This is a genomic window from Winogradskyella sp. Asnod2-B02-A, from assembly GCF_045063645.1.
Classification (GTDB): Bacteria; Bacteroidota; Bacteroidia; order Flavobacteriales; family Flavobacteriaceae; genus Winogradskyella.
Genome location: NZ_JBEFOG010000026.1, coordinates 88,649 through 111,194, shown reverse-complemented (window position 1 = coordinate 111,194; position 22,546 = coordinate 88,649). Strand labels below are relative to the sequence as shown.

The 22,546-nt window shown below is 31.7% G+C and carries 21 protein-coding genes and 1 tRNA gene; 15 read left to right on the top strand and 7 right to left on the bottom strand.

Annotated elements, in window-relative coordinates; all coding sequences use genetic code 11:
* Nucleotides 1-87 precede the first annotated feature (87 nt).
* Nucleotides 88-696, top strand: a complete 609-nt coding sequence (locus ACJJVO_RS04005; protein WP_405570747.1) for an IMPACT family protein — start codon at nucleotides 88-90, stop codon at nucleotides 694-696.
* On the opposite strand, the gene ACJJVO_RS04000 is transcribed toward ACJJVO_RS04005, so the two are convergent.
* Nucleotides 691-1,098, bottom strand: a complete 408-nt coding sequence (locus ACJJVO_RS04000; protein ID WP_405570744.1) for an acyl-CoA thioesterase — start codon at nucleotides 1,096-1,098, stop codon at nucleotides 691-693. The two genes, ACJJVO_RS04005 and ACJJVO_RS04000, sit on opposite strands and share 6 nt — an antisense overlap.
* Before the next feature lie 198 nt (nucleotides 1,099-1,296).
* Between ACJJVO_RS04000 and dnaA the strand changes: the two genes are divergently transcribed.
* The 4 genes from dnaA (at nucleotide 1,297) to ACJJVO_RS03980 (ending at nucleotide 5,398) form a co-directional block, all read left to right on the top strand.
* Nucleotides 1,297-2,724, top strand: coding sequence for a chromosomal replication initiator protein DnaA (gene dnaA / locus ACJJVO_RS03995; protein ID WP_405570743.1), 1,428 nt, complete (start codon nucleotides 1,297-1,299; stop codon nucleotides 2,722-2,724).
* A 12-nt stretch (nucleotides 2,725-2,736) separates the two neighbouring features.
* A complete protein-coding gene (locus tag ACJJVO_RS03990) occupies nucleotides 2,737-3,192 on the top strand; it encodes a low molecular weight protein-tyrosine-phosphatase (protein WP_405570742.1) in 456 nt (151 codons plus the stop codon).
* A 68-nt stretch (nucleotides 3,193-3,260) separates the two neighbouring features.
* Complete coding sequence (locus ACJJVO_RS03985; RefSeq protein WP_405570740.1) at nucleotides 3,261-4,682, top strand: PQQ-dependent sugar dehydrogenase; 1,422 nt, start codon at nucleotides 3,261-3,263, stop codon at nucleotides 4,680-4,682.
* Nucleotides 4,682-5,398 (top strand): SAM-dependent methyltransferase, encoded by a 717-nt coding sequence (locus tag ACJJVO_RS03980; protein WP_405570738.1) that lies wholly within the window; start codon nucleotides 4,682-4,684, stop codon nucleotides 5,396-5,398. The genes ACJJVO_RS03985 and ACJJVO_RS03980 overlap by 1 nt, the downstream gene beginning before the upstream one ends.
* Nucleotides 5,399-5,482: 84 nt before the next feature.
* Here the strand turns inward: ACJJVO_RS03980 and ACJJVO_RS03975 are convergent, their stop codons facing one another.
* From ACJJVO_RS03975 to dapF, 5 genes are all read right to left on the bottom strand, one after another.
* On the bottom strand, nucleotides 5,483-6,139 hold the full coding sequence (locus ACJJVO_RS03975; protein WP_405570736.1) for a peptidoglycan-binding protein LysM: 657 nt from the start codon (nucleotides 6,137-6,139) through the stop codon (nucleotides 5,483-5,485).
* A gap of 118 nt (nucleotides 6,140-6,257) precedes the next feature.
* Nucleotides 6,258-7,163, bottom strand: a complete 906-nt coding sequence (locus ACJJVO_RS03970) for a DUF2279 domain-containing protein (protein WP_405570733.1) — start codon at nucleotides 7,161-7,163, stop codon at nucleotides 6,258-6,260.
* A gap of 3 nt (nucleotides 7,164-7,166) precedes the next feature.
* A complete protein-coding gene (gene mltG, locus ACJJVO_RS03965) occupies nucleotides 7,167-8,210 on the bottom strand; it encodes an endolytic transglycosylase MltG (protein WP_405570731.1) in 1,044 nt (347 codons plus the stop codon).
* 2 nt (nucleotides 8,211-8,212) lie between these two features.
* Nucleotides 8,213-8,737: a GNAT family N-acetyltransferase gene (locus ACJJVO_RS03960; protein ID WP_405570728.1), complete on the bottom strand. Its 525-nt coding sequence runs from the start codon at nucleotides 8,735-8,737 to the stop codon at nucleotides 8,213-8,215.
* Nucleotides 8,731-9,510, bottom strand: a complete 780-nt coding sequence (gene dapF / locus ACJJVO_RS03955) for a diaminopimelate epimerase (RefSeq protein ID WP_405570725.1) — start codon at nucleotides 9,508-9,510, stop codon at nucleotides 8,731-8,733. The genes ACJJVO_RS03960 and dapF overlap by 7 nt, the downstream gene beginning before the upstream one ends.
* A gap of 244 nt (nucleotides 9,511-9,754) precedes the next feature.
* On the opposite strand from dapF, the gene ACJJVO_RS03950 reads away from it, so the two are divergent.
* The 7 genes from ACJJVO_RS03950 (at nucleotide 9,755) to ACJJVO_RS03920 (ending at nucleotide 18,929) form a co-directional block, all read left to right on the top strand.
* Nucleotides 9,755-11,170 (top strand): trypsin-like peptidase domain-containing protein, encoded by a 1,416-nt coding sequence (locus ACJJVO_RS03950; protein WP_405570722.1) that lies wholly within the window; start codon nucleotides 9,755-9,757, stop codon nucleotides 11,168-11,170.
* A gap of 139 nt (nucleotides 11,171-11,309) precedes the next feature.
* Nucleotides 11,310-12,758 carry a glyceraldehyde-3-phosphate dehydrogenase gene (locus ACJJVO_RS03945; protein ID WP_405570719.1) on the top strand — a complete coding sequence of 483 codons (1,449 nt, stop codon included), beginning with the start codon at nucleotides 11,310-11,312 and terminating at the stop codon, nucleotides 12,756-12,758.
* Nucleotides 12,759-13,026: 268 nt separating this feature from the next.
* Nucleotides 13,027-13,635, top strand: coding sequence for a tRNA (guanine-N1)-methyltransferase (locus ACJJVO_RS03940; RefSeq protein WP_405570717.1), 609 nt, complete (start codon nucleotides 13,027-13,029; stop codon nucleotides 13,633-13,635).
* Between the two features lie 184 nt (nucleotides 13,636-13,819).
* Nucleotides 13,820-14,497, top strand: a complete 678-nt coding sequence (gene trmD, locus ACJJVO_RS03935) for a tRNA (guanosine(37)-N1)-methyltransferase TrmD (RefSeq protein ID WP_405570714.1) — start codon at nucleotides 13,820-13,822, stop codon at nucleotides 14,495-14,497.
* Nucleotides 14,498-14,716: 219 nt separating this feature from the next.
* Nucleotides 14,717-15,064 carry a 50S ribosomal protein L19 gene (rplS, locus tag ACJJVO_RS03930; protein ID WP_178985762.1) on the top strand — a complete coding sequence of 116 codons (348 nt, stop codon included), beginning with the start codon at nucleotides 14,717-14,719 and terminating at the stop codon, nucleotides 15,062-15,064.
* 920 nt (nucleotides 15,065-15,984) lie between these two features.
* The gene (locus ACJJVO_RS03925; RefSeq protein ID WP_405570712.1) at nucleotides 15,985-16,557 is read left to right on the top strand and encodes a pentapeptide repeat-containing protein; all 573 of its coding nucleotides are present in this window, start codon (nucleotides 15,985-15,987) and stop codon (nucleotides 16,555-16,557) included.
* A gap of 149 nt (nucleotides 16,558-16,706) precedes the next feature.
* The gene (locus ACJJVO_RS03920; protein WP_405570709.1) at nucleotides 16,707-18,929 is read left to right on the top strand and encodes an NADP-dependent isocitrate dehydrogenase; all 2,223 of its coding nucleotides are present in this window, start codon (nucleotides 16,707-16,709) and stop codon (nucleotides 18,927-18,929) included.
* Nucleotides 18,930-19,088: 159 nt separating this feature from the next.
* On the opposite strand, the gene ACJJVO_RS03915 is transcribed toward ACJJVO_RS03920, so the two are convergent.
* Nucleotides 19,089-19,173, bottom strand: a tRNA-Ser gene (locus ACJJVO_RS03915).
* A gap of 250 nt (nucleotides 19,174-19,423) precedes the next feature.
* On the opposite strand from ACJJVO_RS03915, the gene ACJJVO_RS03910 reads away from it, so the two are divergent.
* From ACJJVO_RS03910 to ACJJVO_RS03900, 3 genes are all read left to right on the top strand, one after another.
* Nucleotides 19,424-19,759, top strand: a complete 336-nt coding sequence (locus ACJJVO_RS03910) for a hypothetical protein (RefSeq protein ID WP_405570706.1) — start codon at nucleotides 19,424-19,426, stop codon at nucleotides 19,757-19,759.
* 86 nt (nucleotides 19,760-19,845) lie between these two features.
* A complete protein-coding gene (locus ACJJVO_RS03905) occupies nucleotides 19,846-20,877 on the top strand; it encodes a M28 family metallopeptidase (protein WP_405570704.1) in 1,032 nt (343 codons plus the stop codon).
* Nucleotides 20,878-20,916: 39 nt separating this feature from the next.
* Entirely contained in the window at nucleotides 20,917-22,494 is a 1,578-nt protein-coding gene (locus ACJJVO_RS03900; protein WP_405570702.1) for a M28 family peptidase, read from the top strand.
* Nucleotides 22,495-22,546 lie beyond the last annotated feature (52 nt).

The following is a 22,546-nucleotide window of genomic DNA, read 5'->3' as shown; positions in this document are numbered from 1 at the left end:
TATTAATATTATAATGTATTTTTAAAATATAAACAGAATTGGTTTTCTCCTCTTCAATCTATCAATTATATTAGTTTTAATAACATAATGGAAGAATTAGACGTATATAAAACAATTACAAAACCAGCACAAGGCGAATTATTTAAAGATAAGAATAGCAAATTCTATGGTTTTGCTTTTCCTGTAACTAATGAAGAACAAATAAAGCAACATTTAGAAGCTGTAAAAAAAGAACACTATTCAGCGAGACATTGGTGTTACGCATACCAAATAGGCACAGAGACAATTCAATACAGAGCAAACGATGATGGAGAGCCTAACAACTCTGCCGGAATGCCAATCTATGGCCAAATACAATCTTTTGAAGTCACTAACATCTTAATTATAGTAGTGAGATATTATGGAGGTGTAAAATTAGGAGTCGGAGGCTTAATAAATGCATATCGAGCAGGCGCACAATTAGCATTAGAAGCCTCAAAAATTGTTGAAAGAACCATAAATAAAAAGTTTCAGCTCAACTTTGAATATAAAAACATGAGCAAAGTGATGCGAATTTTAAAAGAAAATGATGTTGAGATCACAAATCAGACCTTAGAATTAAATTGTTTATTAGAAATATCTGTCAGAAAAAACCACAGTTCGAAACTTTTTGATCTATTTACTCAATTTTTCGGAGTCGAAATAAAAGAATTATAACGAATAATTTTGCAGTTGGTCTAAAAGATATTTTGGGCATCTTGTAGGCCTATTCTTCTTTACATCAATAAACGCTAAAATTGTGCTTCCTGTAGCTAGTAAAACATCAGATTGATTTCGTAATTCGTACTCAAATTCTATAGATGCAGTAGGCATCTTTTTAAGTGTTGTTTTTACTTTAAGCTCATCATCATAACGTGCTGAATTTTTGTAGTTTATAGACAATGAAACTACAGGAAGCATTATGCCATCTGCTTCCATTCCGCTATAGCTAAGCCCAAACTCGCGTAACCACTCGGTTCTACCCACTTCAAAGTATACCGCGTAGTTGGCGTGATACACAACACCCATCTGGTCTGTCTCGCCATAGCGCACTCTTATTTTTGTTTCATTATAATTCATAATTATACTTTTGTTTAGGAATAATTTTGTAATTTTCAAATGTTTTAAACATGGGAAAAAATTTCTAAAGATTCTATGAAATTTGATTTTTTTTTTAAGAATTTTGTTCACATATTTGTCCTGTTCAAAACTACTAGAGAATCCAAATTCTCTTTTTTTTTGCTAATATCACTAACAACAAAAAATTTAACTTAACGAATGGAGATCACAGCGCAATCTGTATGGAGTAATTGTCTCGCTTTTATAAAAGATAATATACAACCACAAGCCTACAAAACTTGGTTTGAACCTATAGATGCAGTGAAGCTTTCTGGTAATGCTTTGAGCATTCAAGTTCCGAGTAAATTTTTCTATGAGTGGTTAGAAGAACATTATGTTAAAATCTTAAAGGTTTCGCTTACAAAAGAGTTAGGTGAAGATGCCAAGTTGGTTTACGTTATTAAAATGGAAAACACTTACGGCAATAAACAACCTTTTACTGAAAAGATTCCTAGTTCAAATAGATCTGCTGTAAAATCGCAAGATGTTGATGTGCCTTTTAATAATAAAAGCCCTGAACTTAGAAATCCATTCATTATTCCTGGCATTAGAAACGTAAAGATTGAATCGCAATTAAATCCAAGTTATAGTTTTGAAAACTTCCTTGAAGGAGACTCAAATCGTTTGGCTAGAAACGCAGGTATTGCAGTTGCTAACAAACCAGGTGGAACATCTTTCAACCCATTATTGATTTTTGGAGGTGTTGGCTTAGGAAAAACACACTTAGCACATGCTATTGGTGTTGATATTAAAGATAAATACCCTGAAAAAACAGTTTTATATATTTCTGCTGAAAAATTCACGCAACAATACATAGATTCTGTTAAGAAGAATAATAGAAATGACTTTATTCACTTCTATCAAATCATAGATGTTTTAATTATAGATGACGTACAATTCTTGTCTGGTAAAACAGGAACACAAGATGTATTCTTCCATATATTTAATCACTTACACCAAAACGGAAAGCAAGTTATTTTAACAAGTGACAAAGCTCCTGTAGATATGCAAGATATTGAGCAACGCTTATTATCTCGTTTTAAATGGGGACTTTCTGCAGAATTACAAACTCCAGATTTTGAAACTAGAGTTTCTATCTTAAAAAACAAGCTTTACAGAGATGGTGTTGAAATGCCAGACGATATTGTAGAGTATGTTGCAAAACATATTAAAACTAACGTTAGAGAGCTTGAAGGTGCAATTATATCACTAATAGCACAGTCTTCTTTTAACAAAAAGGAAATCACTATCAATCTTGCAAAAGATATCGTAGAGAAGTTTGTTAAGAACACCAAACGTGAAGTATCTATTGATTACATTCAGAAAGTCGTTTCAGATTATTTTCAAATGGATGTGAATACGCTTCAATCTAAAACTAGAAAACGTCATATTGTACAAGCACGCCAATTAGCCATGTTTTTCGCTAAAAAATACACTAAAGCCTCTTTAGCAAGTATTGGTTCTCAAATAGGACAACGCGACCATGCTACTGTTCTGCATGCTTGTAAAACGGTTGACAATTTATCTTCTACAGATAAACAATTTAGAAAATACGTAGAAGACTTATCTAAAAAGTTAGCGCTTTAATTACGCCTTATTATGACTCGTATATTAATGGTTTGTCTAGGGAACATTTGTCGCTCACCTCTAGCTCATGGTATTATGGAGTCTAAACTTTCTGAAAATCATTTTTATGTAGATTCAGCTGGTACTGCTGCTTACCATGTTGGTAATGCGCCAGACAAACGATCTATTGCAGTTGCAAAAAAACACGGATTAGATATAAGCACACAAAATGCAAGACAATTTAAAGTCTCTGATTTTGATACTTTTGATTATATATACGCCATGGATCAGTCTAATTATAAGAATATCGTTAGTCTAGCTCGCCATCCAAATGATATTGAAAAAGTAAAATTGTTTTTAGAAGCTAATACAGCGATTCAGAATAAAAACATGCCAGATCCATATTACGGTGATGAAAGTGATTTTGAATACGTTTATAAACTTGCTAATAAAACATGTGCTATTATTGCCGAGGGTTTAAAGCACTAAAACAAAGATTAAATCTCATTACAAAACTCTTTTTTGTAATTTAGTACCAAACCTTTAACGCGTTTAAGATGAAATATACTATACTATTATGCCTAATAGCATTCTCAATTCATCCTTTTTGTAAGGCTCAAAATATAGATTTAGAACTTTTTGCTTCCAATTTAAACCGACCAGTCAGCATGAAACATGCAGGCGACGACAAACTTTATGTTGTTGAACAAGATGGATTAATTAAAGTTATAAATTCGGACGGCTCTATTGAAAACACACCATTTTTAAATATAAATAGTATTGTTATAGACACCGGAAACGAAAGAGGTCTTTTAGGTTTAGCTTTTCATCCTGATTATGCAACAAATGGCTACTTTTTTGTTAACTATATTAATAATTCTGGAAACACTGTTATTTCTAGATTCTCTAGAGATGCCAGTAATCCTTTACTTGCAGACCCTAATTCAGAATTTTCTATACTTAGTTTTATTCAACCATACACTAATCACAATGGAGGTGACTTAGCGTTTGGAGATGATGGTTTTTTATATATTTCAACAGGTGATGGAGGTTCTTCTAACGATCCTGATAACAACTCACAGAATAGATTGAATTTATTAGGTAATATTTTAAGAATAGATATTAACTCCACAACAGCTACTCAAAACTATAGTATTCCATCTAGTAACCCTTTTATTGGTGATCCAAATTCTAGAGCCGAAATTTTTGCATATGGCTTAAGAAACCCATGGAAATTCTCTTTTGACCGTCTAAATAATGACTTATGGATTGCTGATGTTGGTCAAGGCGATTATGAAGAAATCAATATGGTTACATCAGCAGATGCAGCATTAGGTTTAAACTACGGTTGGAGATGCTATGAAGGTAATGATTCATTTAACCCTAATGATTGCTCAGACGCTAGCGCATACACTTTTCCTATTAGTGGTTATACTCATTTTGGTGATGGAGAATTTAAATGCTCTATTACTGGAGGCTACAGATACAGAGGCACTAACTACCCTAACTTTAATGGTTTGTATTTCTTTGCTGATATATGTAGTCAAGAAATTGGATATTTAACTTATGATGAAACTAATGCGAATTGGATTAGAACATTTCAATCTTTTACTGGTCAATGGTCTGCTTTTGGTGAAGATTTAAATGGAGAATTATACATTTCAGATTTATCCACTGGAAATATTTATAAAATTATTGATACCACATTAAGTTTAGAAGATAATTTATTTTCTAATATTTCCGTTTATCCTAATCCTACAAAAAAGGATATAAATATTAATTTTGGATCAAACAATAACGTAGACATATTAACTCAAATAGCGATTTATGATTTACACGGAAAAAAGGTAAAATCAATTAACCGCACTACAGAAACTATTCAAAAAATAAATACCTCTCAACTCTCTAATGGTATTTATGTTTTACAAATAAACAATTCAAACGGAGAACAAAGCACACATAAACTGGTTATACATTAATGAGCAATACCAAAGGAACATTATATCTTATACCTACAAGACTAGGTGATAATCCACCACTAGAAGTTTTACCAATATCTATAAAAAAAGTAATTGAGGATCTCGATTACTATATTGTTGAAAATGAAAAAACAGCACGTCGTTTTATTAAGCGTATTTCGCCAAGTAAATCTCAACCTGCATTAAAACTTCAAGTGTTAAATAAATATACTACAGAAGCCGAACGCAATACTTATTTAAACAGTTGCTTAGAAGGTATTTCAATTGGGTTGCTATCTGAGGCAGGCTGTCCTGCTATTGCAGATCCTGGTGCTGATATTGTTAAGCTAGCCCATCAAATGGACATTAAAGTGGTACCACTAGTTGGCCCATCTTCAATTTTACTTGCCTTAATGGGTTCTGGTATGAACGGCCAAAGTTTTACTTTTAATGGCTACCTACCAATTGATAAAAGTGAACGAAAAGCAAAATTAAAGACACTAGAGCGATTGTCCTCAGAACATAATCAGGCTCAGATTTTTATTGAAACACCATATAGAAACATGAAAATGCTTGAAGATTTAGCAAATACGCTTCATCCAAACACAAATATTTGTGTTGCTTGTGATTTAACCTTACCAACAGAATTTATTAAAACACAATCTGCAAGCGACTGGAAACACAATAAAGAAGATTTACACAAAAGACCTTCAATATTTATTATACAAAAAGATTAAACGATGTATAACGCGTTATTTTAATATCAATTTTAACGCGTGTTACACGACTAAAACTGCTTAAAACAAATTAAAAAGACTAGCTTATAACGTAACTCTTGCTTTCTTGTCTGGAGTAATCATTGAAGTATCATAACCAGAAAACTTTTTAATGTAAGATCTTACTGTAGAACCATACTCGTCAGACGAATTATTACCTCCAAAACTACGTAAAAACTTCTTTACACTTCCTGGACCTGCGAGATGTGCTGCGGCTAAAATACCAGATTCCGTAACCTCAACTCCTGCAATTTGCCTACCTTCAAAACGCTTAATATCATTTCTAAGCACCCATTTATTACGTTCTGCATTCGCTATAAACGCTTTTTCTTGTAATTCTGGATTATACAAAAATTGGTTTGGTGTATAAATACCAAGTAATTCTAAAGTTTCTGCACCAAATTGATATTTACCTAAATATCCTAAAGAATTAACTGTAAAATAATTTCCTCTAGACTCCTTAAAAGCTAATGCTTCTTTAAATCCCTCAAAAGATTTACCTAAATGCGGAGTAAACATATTGGACTTTGCAGAATGGTCTTTTGTTGCCATTGCTAAATCTTCAGAAATATTATAATTAAGTTCTAATCCTTTAGTAGAATAATGATCTGGATTAAGAGTTGAATCTGGATATAATGCTAAAGCAATAAAAAAACAAATTACAAATGGCACTACATAATTCTTAACGCTATTTTTAGTCATAACAGCTAATTTTTAGTGTAAAACGTTTTCCCCAAAACAGTCCTACAAAATTCGCGTGCAAATATACGATTTTTTTATAAATGTTGAAAATCAATCGCTTAAGTGTTAAAATTTTAACTTAAAAGTATATTAAACGCCCTTTTAGTCGACCATTGCTATCCAATTCTAAAGTAGGAAAAGGCACTTTAATTACGTTAATTACGTCGAAAATAGATTTAAGAACGTTAGAATTTGTTTTAATTCGAGTTAAATCAACATCTAAACTTAGATAATATTGACGCTTTCTATTTTGGTTTAAGAACAAAGGATCGTATGCTTCGCCAGTTAACATACCTTCTGCTCCGTAACCAAAAGCAACATTTAACCAATTTGGAACAAACTCTGTTTTTAAAAATGAATTGATATTAGCACTTAGCCAATAAGTTTGTCCATTATAATCTTTTAAAAATTCTTCTGAGAAACCGTTACCTAACTTATTTGGTCGCTGCTTAGCAAATTGTGTACTATGAAATGAATATTTTAAAACGATGCGTTGTTCATTCCAAAGAAGTTCTTGTCCTACATGTAAACCAGTTCCTGCAGCATTGGCTGCCATATCTGTCCAAGAAAATCCCCATTCCTCAGAAAAGCCGTCCATGACTTCAACAACAGTTAAAAAACCAAACCCCAAAGTTGAACCATAAAGTAATTGATCTTTTTTACTAACACCAGCCCAATTTAAAGTGTTAGCTCCTAGCCTTCCCAATTGATAAGATGAAAACACATGTCCCATTTTATCCATTTGCAACCACTCTCCACTATCATTTAATGTTTTAAAACTTGAACGTGGATAATCTGCATACCATAATTGATTAAGTGCTATTAATGTTGCAGAAGCGACAGCTGCTTCAGAAATAGCAACCGTATTACGTCTTGAAGTATCTAAAGAATCACTAGGTTTTAAAAATGTATTAAGCTTAGATTGCGAAAAAAGCAAGCCACATGACAGCAATAAAAACGCAAAACAGCTAATTAATATCTTCAAACCTTATTTATTAATACCTTGAGAAGACAAATAGTGATGATATTCTCTTGCATTATTATTGTGTTGACCTAAGGATTTAGCAAATTTATGATAACCTAAACGTTTTGCATCTGCAGCAAAATATAAGTAACTATGCTTTTCTGGACTTAGCACAGCCTTAATGGCAGATAAATCTGGCATAGCAATTAATCCTGGAGGTAAGCCTGCATATTTATAAGTATTATAAGGAGAATCTATTTCTTTATGTACATTTAAAACACGTCTAATTATAGTGTTCTTATATTTTGGCAGTTGATAAGCAGCAAATTTTAAAGTTGGATCGGCTTGCAAAGGCATACCAATACGCAATCTATTTAGATAGACACCTGCCACTCTTGGTTGTTCGTCTGCTTGTTTAGATTCTTCGTGTACAATAGATGCTAAAGTGATGACTTCATTTGGGGTTAAATTCAGTTTTTCTGCTTGTGCTTTTCTAGTGTCTGTCCAAAAACGATTGTACTCTGTTAACATTCTATCTCTAAAGGTTTCCGCAGAAGTATTCCAAAAGAATTCATAACTGTTAGGTAAGTACATTCCCAAAGCTGTTGCGTTATTAAATCCATTTTCATTTAAAAATGTTTTATCTGTCATTGCCTCTAATAAAGACAAGCTATCTGCTTCAATTTGCGTACTTATTCTTCCTGCCAAATCAGCTAATTGGTGCTGATTATTAAAAGCTATTTTAATCGGAAGGTTTTTACTTCGTATAGAATTAATAATATCATTATTATTCATGCCTTTAGTAATCGCAAAACGACCAGCTTTGATGTTTGTAGTATATTTTTTCTGTTTTGCTAAAGCATCAAAGGCATTAATATCATCTAAAAGCGGTTCTAATTGTGAGCGCACATCTGAGTAAGTTGCATTGGTTGGCACATAAACAAATTCGGTTTCGTTTTCAAATTTTGTATTAGGTGAAAACATGGCTCCATAAATATAATAGGCAAAAGCGCCACATATAACCAAACCAAGAAGAGCAATTGCCCAAAGAATTTTTTTAATGTACATAGTTAATCTTTAATACGTTGTAAAATATATTCGTTGGCATAATTTACACCATCGAAACTCCAATCTTTTTTTAATCCTATTTTTTTAAAACCATTAGTTTCAAAAAGTTTTAAACTTGCTATATTATTTTCAGAAATATTAGCATAAACTTGATGCAAATGTAAGGTCTGAAAACAATAATTCACCAATAATTCTAAAGCTTCTCTGCCATAACCATGATTTCGGTTGACTTCATTTTCAATGAGAATCCCAATACCAGCACGCTTATTTTTAATATCAAAATCAAATACATCAATTAAACCTATAGTTAAGTTTTCATTGGTATTAATAGCTAATCTTAGTTGTTTGGCCTCAAAAATGTCTTGCTGTGCGTTCTCAAGATACTGCTTAATTAAGAATCTTGAATAAGGTGTTTGAGTATCACTCAACTCCCAAAGAGATGTATCATTTTCAATTCTATAAACAAACTCTAAATCTTCAGGTTCTAAAGCTCTTAAATAGATATGTTCACCACAAAGATTTACCATATTATTTCCCCTTTAAAAACTTGTTCCGCTGGTCCTACTAACCAAATATTATGGTAACCATTAGCATTAAAGTCAAAAGATACTTTTAGCTTACCTCCTTCAGTGTTTAAACTAATTATATCACTTTTAGTTTTGCCAGATTTATGCATCGCAATTGCAACAGCTGTAACACCTGTGCCACAAGATAACGTTTCATCTTCTACTCCACGTTCGTACGTTCTTACTGCAAAATTATCTGATGATAGTTGGTTTACAAAATTCACATTGCTCCCAACTTCATTATAAGGAGCACCATATCTAATTTTTGATCCATTTTGTTTGACTTCAAAATCTTTAAGATCTGAAACCATTTCTACATGATGAGGAGAACCTGTATTTAAAAACAAATGGTCTTGAAAAGTCTCAATTTCTGAAACATCTTGCATTTGAAGATGTACGATTTCATTTTCAATTTTTGCTTTATGGAGTCCATCAATAGCTATAAACTCTGTTTCATTTTCTATGATACCTAAGAATTTTGCAAAGGCAACAATACATCTTCCGCCATTACCACACATACTACTTTCATTACCATCTGCATTATAATACACCATTTTAAAGTCTGTATGCTCATCATTCTCTAGCAAAATAAATCCATCAGCACCAATACCAAATCGTCTATCACATAATTCTGCAATGCGTTTAGTATCCTTTTTATCTATAATCTTCAATCGATTATCTAGAATTACAAAATCGTTTCCTGTGCCTTGATATTTATAAAATGTCATTTTCATTTGGCTAATCTCTTTTTTAAGGTCATCTGCTTATTGCTATTAATCTTTAGATTAAATGATCCCCTTTTTAACTCACTCATTACATATTTGAAAGGCAAATATAAGCATATTACACTTTAAAAACAGTTGTTAAACACGCGTTAAAATTGACGTTAAAAAGTCGTTAAAGTGAAAATTGAATTCAATATTTATCTAAATTTAATCGTTAGTTAAAATGAATAGTAAAACTTAAATATTAAAAAACATGAAGAAGATTCTAACATTAGTCTTTGTTTCTGCATTAGGTGGTTTATTAACCTTAGGAGGTTACAAACTTTTTATTGAAAAGGAATCGCCACAATTAGCTTTGGAACAATCAAATGATTTTCCAGTTTTTGTACCTACTAATAATGCTGTAAATGCCATAAATAATAATGCTACAATCGCTCCTAATTTTGTAGATGCAGCAGAAAAATCTTTAGATGCTGTAGTACACGTAAAAAACACAGCTATCGTAAACGGACCTACTTCAATGCGCGATTTATTTTATGGTCGCAGCTCGCAACGTGCGCAGGTTGGTACTGGTAGTGGTGTAATTATTTCGCCAACAGGTTACATTGTAACAAATAACCATGTTATTAAAAACGCCAACGAAATTAGTATTACACTAAATGATAATAAGGCATACATTGCTGAATTAATTGGTACGGACGAAACTACAGATATTGCATTATTAAAAATTGAAACAGATGACGATTTACCATTTATGGCTTTCGGTGATTCTGATAATGCTAAAATTGGAGAATGGGTTTTAGCAGTGGGTAATCCTTTTAACTTAAACTCTACTGTGACAGCTGGAATTATTAGTGCAAAATCTAGAGATTTATCTGGTCAGCATTTACAATCATTTATACAAACTGATGCTGCTGTAAATCCAGGAAACTCTGGCGGTGCATTAGTAAATGTGAATGGAGATTTAATAGGTATTAACACAGCTATTTCATCGCAAACGGGTTCTTATATAGGGTATTCATTTGCTGTACCAAGTAATATTGCTCGAAAAATAGTGAATGACATTATGGAATACGGTAATGTACAAAATGGTATTCTAGGTGTCTCCGGAGGTGCTCTTAATAGTGAAGCAGCAGAAGAATTAGGCACTACAACTACCGAAGGATTTTATGTTAACGAAGTACAAGAAGATACAGGAGCTGAAAAAGCAGGAATAAAGCCTGGTGATATCATTAATAAGATTGATAACGTAAAAATTAATAAATTTTCAGATTTAACAGGCTATTTAAAAACAAAAAGTCCTGAAGATGTCGTTAATGTAACGTTATTAAGAGACGGGCATGAGGAAGTGTTACCTGTAACCTTATTAAAACCAACAATTACAATAATTAGTACTATCGGTTATGTGAAAAATGCTTCTAAGAAAGAATTAAAAACTTTCAATGCAGACTATGGTGTTATAATTTCAAAATTTGCAGATGACAATTATAAAGCAGGTTGGAGTCGCGTTGGTGTTGAAGAAGGCAGTGTCGTCACTAAAATTAATGGTAATAAATTATATACGGTTGAAGATGTTCAAAACGCAATGAAAACAAGAAATCTAAGAGAGCCGCTTCAAATAGAAATTATAAATAATCAAGGCGAAAAAGTCGTGCATAGTTTTAGATAAAACTCAAGATTAATCAGATAAAATTAACCCTTCAAAGTAATATTCTTTGAAGGGTTTTTATTTTCGACAAAAAGTATTACGAAAACGTTTGAAATATAGTATTTTTGCGCAAAATCTAAACCACTAAACCAAAGAAAACATGGGTTTTAATGACACATACGAAAAAGAATTAGCGTTTCAAGCCGATCGTCGTAGAGCAACAGTAGAATTTATTAAAATTATCAGCGACCTATGGTACGATAAGTCTATTGAACTCGTAATATTTAGAAATCAACTTATCGACAGAAATGTTAGCGAAATTTTAAATTTGCATGAATATGCAGGTGAATTTGTTCAAAAACCAATTTCAATTTTTGATTCTGTTGAAATTGCACAAGCCATTAGTGCACTCAACTTACCTCCTGCTAAATTAGATATTGGTAAATTGACTTACGAATATCATCTAGAAGACCAAAAATATAGCAACGCAACAGCGTTTGTAGCTTCAAAATTGGGTAATGCAAAAAACAATAAAGCTATTGAAGCCAAAGATGTTGTACTTTATGGATTTGGTAGAATTGGACGTTTAGTCGCAAGAGAGTTAATGACTAGAACTGGAAAAGGTACTCAATTACGATTAAGAGCCATTGTTACCAGAGGAGATATTAATGAAACTGTTTTAGAAAAACGTGCTTCTTTATTAAGAAACGATTCTGTGCATGGAGATTTTTCTGGCATGGTTAGTACAGATGTAAAAAATTCTGCATTAATTATTAATGGAACCACAGTAAAAATTATTTCGGCTAATAAGCCAGAAGACATAGACTACACAGAATATGGTATTAATAATGCTTTAATTATTGATAATACTGGCGCCTTTAGAGACAAAGAAGCATTAAGCAAACATTTAAAAGCTAAAGGAGTAGATAAAGTTTTATTAACTGCACCAGGTAAAGGAATTCCTAATATTGTACATGGTGTAAATCATAAAGAATATGATCCTGATAACGTTAAAATATTCTCTGCTGCATCTTGTACAACAAATGCTATAACACCTGTTTTAAAAGCAGTTGAAGATTCTTTTGGAATTAAAACCGGACATTTAGAAACGATTCATGCATATACCAATGACCAAAATTTAGTTGATAATTTCCATAGTAAATACAGACGTGGACGTGCGGCTGCTTTAAATATGGTAATTACAGAAACTGGTGCAGGACAAGCGGTTAGTAAAGCATTACCATCTCTTGATGGAAAGCTAACATCTAACGCTATCAGAGTACCAGTTCCAAACGGATCACTTGCTATTTTAAACTTAGAATTAAAGAATAAAACGTCTGTTGATAGCATGAACGCTACCATGAAAAAGTACGCTCTTGAAGGTGACTTGGTTGAACAAATAAAATACGAAATGAGTGACGAATTGGTATCTAGCGATATCGTTGGCAGTTCTGCACCTTCTATTTACGATAGTAAAGCCACTATTGTAAGAAAAGATGGTAAAAACGCCATTCTATATATATGGTACGATAATGAATATGGCTATAGCCATCAAGTGATTCGTTTAGCAAAATATATTTCTAAAGTAAGGCGCTATGCTTATTATTAGAATTATTGAAAAAGAAAATAGAAAAATCTTGTCTTATGGCAAGATTTTTTTTTGATTTAAATCTACTGAATTACAGTTTTTTACACATTTCACATCCTTAAAAATATATGTTTCATTTTAAAACTTAACATCTAAAACACAATTTATTGCGTATATAAATTGCCTTACTAAATTGTGAGGCTTTTTGTTTGATAATTATTTATGATATCCTCATAAAATTATTATCTTGGCAATCAATTAATCTAACCAAAACAAAATTACGTCTAAGATGAAATTCTTAACCAAAGTTTCTGTAATTATATTAGTTACACTTAGTTTTCAAACTATACAAGCACAAACCAATAGTGATCCAGATGATAAATTATCTCTTAATAGTGGCACTATTGATAATCAATTCGAATTTGTAATTAGGCGTTCTAATAGCTGGCAAGATTACAAAACTGTAAAAAAAACTTGGCTATATGCTTTAAAAGCACATACGTTAGACTCTCTTAAGGCAGTACACAAAGATTTGGCGGATACACAAGTTATTGTAAAAACACAAGCTGGGGAAATTGAAAGTTTAAAATCTAGTCTTTCTAATACACAATCTACGTTAAATGCTACCAATGATGAAAAAGACAATATTTCATTATTTGGAATACAAACGAGTAAAGCGAGTTACAAAATATTAATGTGGAGTATCATTGGTGGTCTTTTTGCCTTGTTACTATTATTTATTTATAAATTTAAAGGTAGCAACTCTGCCACACGCGATGCTAAACGTAAATTAGATGAAGTTGAAACTGAATTTGAAGAACACAGACGTAACGCACTAGAGCGCGAACAAAAAGTAAGACGTCAACTACAAGACGAATTAAATAAACAAAAATCTTAAGAAACTCTATTCTACACTTAACGTAGAATCACTATAAAATCCGCAACTTAAATTGCGGATTTTTTTATGAAAAAAATTAAAGAACTTATCCGTCATATATTTTAATGCTTAAGTAATTATGAGAGGTACATTTTAAAAAATTGCTTCAATTAATATTATCTTTACAACCTATTTTGAAAACACTATGCGCATAGATATCATTACAGTATTACCAGAACTTTTAAAAAGCCCTTTTGAAGCTTCAATTTTAAAGCGAGCAATAGAAGCCAATTTGGTTGAAGTCCACTTTCATAATTTAAGAGATTTTGCCACAGGTGGCTATAAATCCGTTGACGATACTCAATTTGGAGGAGGCGCAGGCATGGTAATGAGTATAGAACCAATTGATAAGTGCATTTCTAAGTTACAGAAAGAGCGCAATTACGATGAGATTATCTATATGACACCAGATGGAGAGCAACTTAATCAAAGTATTGCAAACCAAACCTCTTTAAAAGAAAACATCATTATTCTTTGCGGACATTACAAAGGTGTTGACCAACGTGTACGCGATCGGTTTATTACACGCGAAATATCTATTGGAGATTATGTATTATCTGGAGGTGAATTAGGTGCTGCTGTTTTATGTGATGCTGTCATTCGTTTAATTCCTGGAGTATTAGGAAACGAAACTTCTGCCCTAACCGATTCGTTTCAAGATAATTTATTAGCACCACCAATTTATACGAAACCTAGAGAATATGATGGTATGAAAGTTCCGGAAGTATTATTTAGTGGTAATTTTCCTAAGATTGAAAAATGGAGGGAAGAGCAAGCTTATAAGAGAACTAAAGAAAGGCGACCAGATTTACTTGAAGATTAGATCTCTTTAAAGAGATTCAAAATATAAAATAACTCTAATTACTGGGAACAATTAAAAGGACAAGGGCTAATAAAATAAGCAATAAAAGCGTATTGCACATTTTTTTACCTTTAGTATTGTGTATTTTCAAAAAAGCACTACTTTTGCAAACCAATTTAGACCAACCTCTGGCGAGAATCGTGAATGTTGCTTTGAATTAATTATTATAAAAAAAATAAAATGGATTTAGTAAAATTTGTACAAGACGAATTTGTAACTCGTAAAGACTTCCCAGAATTTAGTGCTGGTGATACAATTACAGTTTATTACGAAATTAGAGAAGGTGAAAAAGTACGTACACAGTTTTTTAGAGGTGTTGTATTACAACGTAAAGGAAGTGGATCTTCTGAAACATTTACCATCCGTAAAATGTCAGGAACAATTGGTGTAGAGCGTATCTTCCCAGTAAACTTACCTGCTTTACAAAAAGTTGAAGTTAACAAACGTGGTAAAGTACGTAGAGCTAGAATTTTCTACTTTAGAGGTCTTACTGGTAAGAAAGCAAGAATCAAAGAAGTTAGAAGATAATTCAAACTTATATATTACAATTAAAAGCCTTCTGCAAAGAAGGCTTTTTTTGTTTGTAAACAATTGTTAATAACTCTAGTTCATAAACTGTTGATATCTATAATGTTAAATAATTAGATAATATCGAAACATTTTAGTAATTTAGTAAAACAATTAACAACAAAAATAGTTTGGTTTTGAAATCTATTTCAAATTAGTGTTAAATTGTTACTAGAGACTCGTTCTTTATGTATTGAGGTTGTTTTTTGAGATTGTTTAGCAACTTGCATTAGTAAGTGTATGTGAGACAATCATGAAACTTTAGTTATATATTATACTTTGTAGGGTATATTGGTAAAGTGGAAAGCTCTGAAAAAGTAGTGGAATCGAAAGTGCACACAAAAAAGATGAGCAATGTTTAATACCTATTTTTTGTTCATGTGAATATTATAGGTAAACATCAAGAAAAGCAAACCTAAGAAACAATGTCATATCAGGTCAATACATTTTGAAAGATATGGAATGTTTCGAATTTGAAACAGAAATCCTAGATTTCGAACGCTGTAAAATTTTAGTTTTTCAGTTTAGTTAGAAGCTAAATAAATCTAGTGAGTATTGTTTCTAAGAAAGCCATGTCAGCACAGATTTTTCTGAGTGATATGGCTTTTTATTTTTGAAATAATTTTAAGATTACTCTGTGAAATTGTTTTACATACTTTTAAAACTATTACAGTTACAATTATCAAATCTTTAATTGCAATACTAATTTTATCAACGCTTTTAGTAATACGCTTAAAATTTATTAGGGTGTTATAATTCTATCTCATATTTAAAATAATAAAAAGGAAAATGACTCAACTAAATAAGCGAATGTCTTTACTTTTTAAAATTAAAATTTTATCATTGAGAAAAAAAGAACTTATTCTAAGTAGATCATAGCAATGCAATTACCACTATCAGAAGATATAAATTTTAAAAACAAAGATTATACTGTATCTCACCTACCAAAAACAGAATATTTAGAATGTACATTTAACAATTGTAACTTTGAAAATTCAGATCTTTCAAATATAAATTTCACTGAATGCGATTTTGTAGATTGTAATTTTAGCAATGCTAATGTAATGCATACCACATTTAACGCTGTTACATTTAAAGATTGTAAAATCCTAGGTGTTTTGTTTCAGAATTGCAATTCCTTTTTGTTGTCTTTTAAGTTTACAAATTGCGCTCTTAATTTGAGTAGTTTTTATCAATTAAAAATCAATTATACTCAATTTATAAATTGTACAATGCACCAAGTAGATTTCACAGAAACAGAAGCTAAACATGTCGTTTTTAAAGATTGTGATTTACATCAGTCTATCTTTGACAAAACAAATATAGAACAAGCAGACTTTACTTCGGCTTTTAACTTTAATATTAATCCTTCATTAAATTATATTAAGCACGCTTCATTTACTAAAGAAAACATTTCTGGCCTAATAGAAAGCTTCAATATTAAGATTAAATAATAATTTCAAGAAATAGAGCTGCAATTTATTAATTATTTAAAGATTGCTGCTGTTTACTACACATCTTATACGTGCTAAAATCAAACGTTTTCGTATATTTGTTCAGCTTAATTTTAAGCATAATATCATTCTAAATATTTTCAAGACTTATGACAAAAACAGCAAAGATTGTTTATACAAAAACGGATGAAGCTCCAGCTTTAGCAACCCGTTCATTTTTACCTATTGTTCAAGCATTTACGAAGTCTTCTGGCATAAAAATAGAAACTAAAGATATATCGTTGGCTGCTAGAATATTAGCGGTTTTTCCAGATTTTTTAAGTGACGACCAAAAAGTTACAGATGCCTTAGCCGAATTAGGTGATTTAGTAAAAAAACCAGAAGCTAACATTATAAAATTACCAAATATTAGTGCTTCTGTACCACAACTTACAGCAGCTATTGAAGAGTTACAATCAAAAGGCTTCAAAATCCCTAGTTACCCAGAAGAACCTAAGAGCGAAGAAGAAAAAGAAATTAAATCTCGTTACGATAAAATAAAAGGGAGTGCTGTAAACCCAGTACTTAGAGAAGGTAACTCAGATAGACGTGCACCAAAAGCGGTTAAGAATTATGCTAAGAAAAACCCTCATAGTATGGGAGCTTGGTCTTCAAAATCTAAAACCCATGTAGCAACTATGTCTAAGGGAGATTTTGCTCATAATGAAAAATCGATTACGCTAGCTGATGCAACAACCATTAATATTGTACATACAGATGGTAAAGGCAATAAAACAAACTTAAAAAGCGGTTTAGATTTATTAAAAGGGGAAATTATTGATGCAACAATAATGAGCAAAAAGGCTTTACTCGAATTTTTAGAGGAGCAAGTTGAAGATGCGCTAGATAAAAGCGTATTGTTTTCATTACACATGAAAGCAACGATGATGAAAGTTTCTGATCCAATTATATTTGGTCACGCTGTTCGTGTATTCTTTGCAGACTTGTTTGAAAAACATGGCAAAACGTTCGAAAAAATTGGTGTTGATGTTAATAATGGTTTTGGTAATTTACTAGAAAAATTACATGATTTACCAGAAGATAAACGTGACCAAATTAGAGATGATATCAGGTATGCATTACAACATGGCGCAGATTTAGCAATGGTGAATTCCGATAGAGGTATTACCAACCTTCATGTTCCAAGTGATGTTATTATTGATGCCTCTATGCCTGCAATGATTAGAACATCTGGTCAAATGTGGAATGCAGAAGGAAAACAACAAGATACCAAAGCTGTAATTCCAGATAGTAGTTATGCTGGTGTTTATAGTGCAACTATAGATTTCTGTAAAAAACATGGAGCGTTCGATCCTACTACAATGGGAACGGTACCTAATGTAGGACTTATGGCTCAAAAAGCTGAAGAATACGGTTCACATGATAAGACTTTTGAAATAGCCTCTAAAGGAAAAGTTGAAGTCATTGATGCTAATGGAAATGTACTACTTAGTCATAAAGTTGAAGCCGGAGATATTTGGAGAATGTGCCAGGTTAAAGATGCACCAATTCAAGATTGGGTAAAACTTGCAGTAGCAAGAGCAAGAGCTTCAAAAACACCTGCTATTTTCTGGTTAGATAAGAAAAGAGCTCATGATGCAGAATTAATTAAAAAGGTAAACACTTACCTTAAAGATCATGACACAGAAGGTTTAGATATTAGAATACTATCATTAGTTGATGCTACTAACTTTACGTTAGAACGTCTTAAAGCCGGTAAAGACACTATCTCAGTTACAGGAAATGTATTAAGAGATTACTTAACCGATTTATTTCCTATTTTAGAAGTAGGCACAAGTGCAAAAATGCTATCTATAGTTCCATTAATGAATGGTGGTGGTTTATTTGAAACTGGAGCTGGTGGATCTGCACCTAAGCACGTTCAACAGTTTTTAGAAGAAAATCACTTACGTTGGGATTCTTTAGGTGAATTTTTAGCATTAGCTGTTTCCTTAGAGCATTTCTCTGTGGTTAACGACAATAAAAAAGCAAGCATTTTAGGTGAAACTTTAGATGACGCCTCTGATAAATTACTTGAAAACAGAAAAGGTCCTTCAAGAAAAGTAAATGAATTAGACAATAGAGGAAGTCATTTTTACTTGGCTTTATATTGGGCTGAAGCATTAGCAAATCAAGATAAGGATTCAGACCTAAAAACTGAGTTTTCAAAAATTTATGAAGCCTTGAGTACTAACGAAGAAACGATAGTAAAGGAGTTAATAGATTGCCAGGGAGAGCCTGTAAACATTGAAGGTTATTATCTTCCTAACGAAGATTTAGTAACTAACGCTATGCGACCAAGCAAAGCCCTTAACTCTATTTTGAATTCATAATAATGACATTCATATTATAAAAAAAAGCTTCTTTCGAGAAGCTTTTTTTATGGATTTAAATGATGGAAAAATTAACTTACTTTATAAGGATTAATTCTTACAAAGTTCATTAAAAAACAAAAGCCCAATTTCTTTTCAGAAATTGAGCTTTGCTTTAAGCGGAGAGTAAGGGATTCGAACCCCTGGAGGTGTGACCCTCAACAGTTTTCAAGACTGCCGCATTCGACCACTCTGCCAACTCTCCTTTAGCGGCTGCAAATATAAACGCCTTTTTCTTTTAGCCAAAAGTTTTTGGGTAGTTTTTTTGAAAAAAATTAATATTATTTTTTATCTCTCTGAAATACTATGATTTAAAGACTAAATAATATTTTCGGCATAATAAATGTTGACCTAATAATTAGATTAAAATCAATACGCTCTAAATTTTGTATTTAAACAAGATAAATTTAAGTGTATAAAGTCTTATTTTTAATGCTTATTAAAATGACAAACACATGAAAAAAATATTTAGTATACTGGGTTTCGTTAGTGCAATAGTAGCGACCATTCTAGCGGTTTCTAAATTTTCAAATTTAGCTGTTACTCCAATAATTGTTGCCTTCGCTAGCGGTTTATTAGTGCTATTTTATTCAAAGAAAGAGCAAACCAAAACTAAAACAATACAGTATATATTTCTTTTGGTTATAATTTCATTAAGTCTTACCATATATAAAGCTGTTACTCATACTACTAATATAGAGGATAGTTTAATAAATGATGATATTGAACAAACAGAACTGAAAGAGGAAGATAACTTAGAGGACTCTGAAAGTAAGCTTAAAATTAAATAGAGTAATAACAAATTTTAAGACTTCAGAGTAATTGTAAGAAAAGTTTCAATCTATTTGTCTTATTTTTGCTAAAATCAATGAGTTAAATGAAAGTTCTAATAGCCTCTGCACTTATATTAGTTGGTTCTTGTTCCAATCTAAGACATAGTGAAAAAATTGAAAACCTAAAAAATAGCATTACTTATAAAGACGAAGCTCTTGTAAAAAACTATTTAAATACCATAAAACTTGAAGAATTAAAATCTATTGTTGAAGAAGTGTCTTCCGATAAGTATAATGGCAGAATGACTGGAGAAGAAGGTCACAATCAAGTTTGTGATTATATCAGACAAACTTATAAAACCCTCAATCTTCAAGCACCAGAATCACATCCTAATTTCTATCAAAAAGTACCAAAAGAAGTTCTGCCCAACAACCTAAACGATTCACAAAATATAATCGCCTATATTAAAGGCTCAGAGTTTCCAGATGAGTATGTATATATCTCAGCACATTCTGATCATGAGGGTGTCATTGATGGAGAAATCTATAACGGAGCAGATGATAATGGCTCCGGAACTGCTGCCGTTTTAGAAATGGCTGAAGCCTTTAGCCAAGCTGTAAAAGATGGCCATCCACCAAAACGAAGTATTGTTTTTTTACATGTAACTGCTGAAGAAGTTGGTTTACATGGTTCTAAATATTATACCGAAAACCCTATTTTCCCATTAGATAATGCTGTCGCTAATTTAAATATAGACATGATTGGACGTGTTGATAATAGGCATTTAAAAAATGAAAATTACATTTACGTTATAGGTGCTGATAAGATGAGTACAGAATTAGATTTTATAGCCCAAAAAGCGAATTCAACTTTTACTAATCTTAACTTAGATTATTATTATAATGATGACAGAGATCCAAACCGTTATTATTACAGATCAGATCATTATAATTTTGCATTGAAAGAAGTCCCTGTAATTTTCTTTTTTAACGGTGAACACGAAGATTATACAAAACCTACGGATACTGCAGATAAAATTAATTATTCTTTATTAGAAAAACGTGCAAAACTAATTTTTGCAACTGCTTGGTACTTGGCTAACTCTAAAACACGTTTAAAAGAAGAAATTATCTAATTTAGCTTTTTTCTAAAATCCATTTAATCTATTTATTTAATGAAAAACTTACTGTTTATCTATTGTCTATCACTAATATTTGTTAGTTGCGGAAGCTCTTCTAGCAGCAAATCGAATGAAAAAATCACTAAAGCTGAAAAAGCTAATCCAATAGAATATGCGTCTACAATTACATCTGGTGAATTAAAAACCATGTTGTATAAATATGCTTCAGATGAGTTTGAAGGTAGAGATACAGGTGAAAGAGGACAAAAATTAGCTATAGAATATTTAAAGGAAAAATATAAAACTTTAAATATCCCTACTCCATTGGGTAACGATGATTATTTTCAGGAAGTGCCTTTAGAAAAACAAAAAGTTGCTGAAGGAAAATTAACGGTCAATGGCAAAACCTTCAATAGTTTTGATGATCTTGTTATACTTGCTGTTTCGAATAGTATCAATATTTCAGTAGACGAGATTGTATATGTAGGCTTTGGTATTGATGACGATAACTATAGTGACTATAAAGGTATTGATGTTAAAGACAAAATAGTATTGGCAAAAGCTGGAGAACCAAAAGATGCTGATGGTAATTTTATAACTACCGGAGATACTGAAGACACCAAATGGACTAATGGTCGTCAATCATTATCAAGTAAAAGAGAAGCTGCAACAGCAAATGGAGCTAAAGGTCTTGTATATATGGATAGCGACATGCTTTCTAAATATGCTATATATTATAAAAAACAACATGCATCTGGAGCTGTTGGTCGTTTATCTTTAAAAAGTAATGAGCGAGATATGATAATGTTAATGGTTAGTGAAGAATTAGGTAAAGCCATATATGAATCTATTTCTGAAGATACTACAGCAAAAAATATTAAATCAACTATTAACATTGAAATTGAAAATAAATCTGAATCTATCACTTCTGAAAATGTTGTCGCTTATATAAAAGGTTCTGAAAAACCAGACGAAATTGTTGTGATCTCGGCACATTTAGACCATGAAGGTATAAAGGATGGTGAAATCTATAACGGAGCAGATGATGACGGTTCTGGTACTGTAGCTATTATAGAAATTGCAGAAGCTTTTAAATTGGCTGAAATAGCTGGCAATGGACCAAAACGTTCTATACTATTTTTACATGTTACTGGTGAAGAAAAAGGACTTTTAGGATCTAAATATTATACGGATAACGATCCTATATTTCCTTTAGAAAATACAGTGGCCAACTTAAACATTGACATGATTGGTAGAACTGACCCAGAGCGAACAATTGGCACTAAAAACTACATCTATTTAATAGGTAGTGATAAATTAAGTACTGATTTACATAATATCTCTGAAGAAGCCAATACAAATTATACCAAAATGGAGTTAGATTATAAGTTTAACGATGATAACGATCCAAATCGTTTTTATTATAGATCTGATCATTACAATTTCGCCAAGAACAATATTCCGGTAATCTTTTATTTTAATGGCACACACGAGGATTACCACAAACCAACAGACACACCGGACAAAATTGAATACGATTTACTAGAAACAAGAGCACGTCTAGTATTTTATACTGCTTGGGAAGTGGCTAATAGAAACCAACGAATTGTAGTTGATAAAGCTTCAAAATAAACTTTTAACGACTAAAGTAATAGCATAAAAAAAGCCTTTCAATATTGAAAGG

Excerpts from the sequence above, each read along its gene's own strand:
- ACJJVO_RS04005 (WP_405570747.1), top strand. The coding sequence starts at position 88 with ATGGAAGAATTAGACGTATATAAAACAATTACAAAACCAGCACAAGGC.
- ACJJVO_RS04000 (WP_405570744.1), bottom strand. The coding sequence starts at position 1,098 with ATGAATTATAATGAAACAAAAATAAGAGTGCGCTATGGCGAGACAGAC.
- dnaA (WP_405570743.1), top strand. The coding sequence starts at position 1,297 with ATGGAGATCACAGCGCAATCTGTATGGAGTAATTGTCTCGCTTTTATA.
- ACJJVO_RS03990 (WP_405570742.1), top strand. The coding sequence starts at position 2,737 with ATGACTCGTATATTAATGGTTTGTCTAGGGAACATTTGTCGCTCACCT.
- ACJJVO_RS03985 (WP_405570740.1), top strand. The coding sequence starts at position 3,261 with ATGAAATATACTATACTATTATGCCTAATAGCATTCTCAATTCATCCT.
- ACJJVO_RS03980 (WP_405570738.1), top strand. The coding sequence starts at position 4,682 with ATGAGCAATACCAAAGGAACATTATATCTTATACCTACAAGACTAGGT.
- ACJJVO_RS03975 (WP_405570736.1), bottom strand. The coding sequence starts at position 6,139 with ATGACTAAAAATAGCGTTAAGAATTATGTAGTGCCATTTGTAATTTGT.
- mltG (WP_405570731.1), bottom strand. The coding sequence starts at position 8,210 with ATGTACATTAAAAAAATTCTTTGGGCAATTGCTCTTCTTGGTTTGGTT.
- ACJJVO_RS03960 (WP_405570728.1), bottom strand. The coding sequence starts at position 8,737 with ATGGTAAATCTTTGTGGTGAACATATCTATTTAAGAGCTTTAGAACCT.
- dapF (WP_405570725.1), bottom strand. The coding sequence starts at position 9,510 with ATGAAAATGACATTTTATAAATATCAAGGCACAGGAAACGATTTTGTA.
- ACJJVO_RS03950 (WP_405570722.1), top strand. The coding sequence starts at position 9,755 with ATGAAGAAGATTCTAACATTAGTCTTTGTTTCTGCATTAGGTGGTTTA.
- ACJJVO_RS03945 (WP_405570719.1), top strand. The coding sequence starts at position 11,310 with ATGGGTTTTAATGACACATACGAAAAAGAATTAGCGTTTCAAGCCGAT.
- ACJJVO_RS03940 (WP_405570717.1), top strand. The coding sequence starts at position 13,027 with ATGAAATTCTTAACCAAAGTTTCTGTAATTATATTAGTTACACTTAGT.
- trmD (WP_405570714.1), top strand. The coding sequence starts at position 13,820 with ATGCGCATAGATATCATTACAGTATTACCAGAACTTTTAAAAAGCCCT.
- rplS (WP_178985762.1), top strand. The coding sequence starts at position 14,717 with ATGGATTTAGTAAAATTTGTACAAGACGAATTTGTAACTCGTAAAGAC.
- ACJJVO_RS03925 (WP_405570712.1), top strand. The coding sequence starts at position 15,985 with ATGCAATTACCACTATCAGAAGATATAAATTTTAAAAACAAAGATTAT.
- ACJJVO_RS03920 (WP_405570709.1), top strand. The coding sequence starts at position 16,707 with ATGACAAAAACAGCAAAGATTGTTTATACAAAAACGGATGAAGCTCCA.
- ACJJVO_RS03910 (WP_405570706.1), top strand. The coding sequence starts at position 19,424 with ATGAAAAAAATATTTAGTATACTGGGTTTCGTTAGTGCAATAGTAGCG.
- ACJJVO_RS03905 (WP_405570704.1), top strand. The coding sequence starts at position 19,846 with ATGAAAGTTCTAATAGCCTCTGCACTTATATTAGTTGGTTCTTGTTCC.
- ACJJVO_RS03900 (WP_405570702.1), top strand. The coding sequence starts at position 20,917 with ATGAAAAACTTACTGTTTATCTATTGTCTATCACTAATATTTGTTAGT.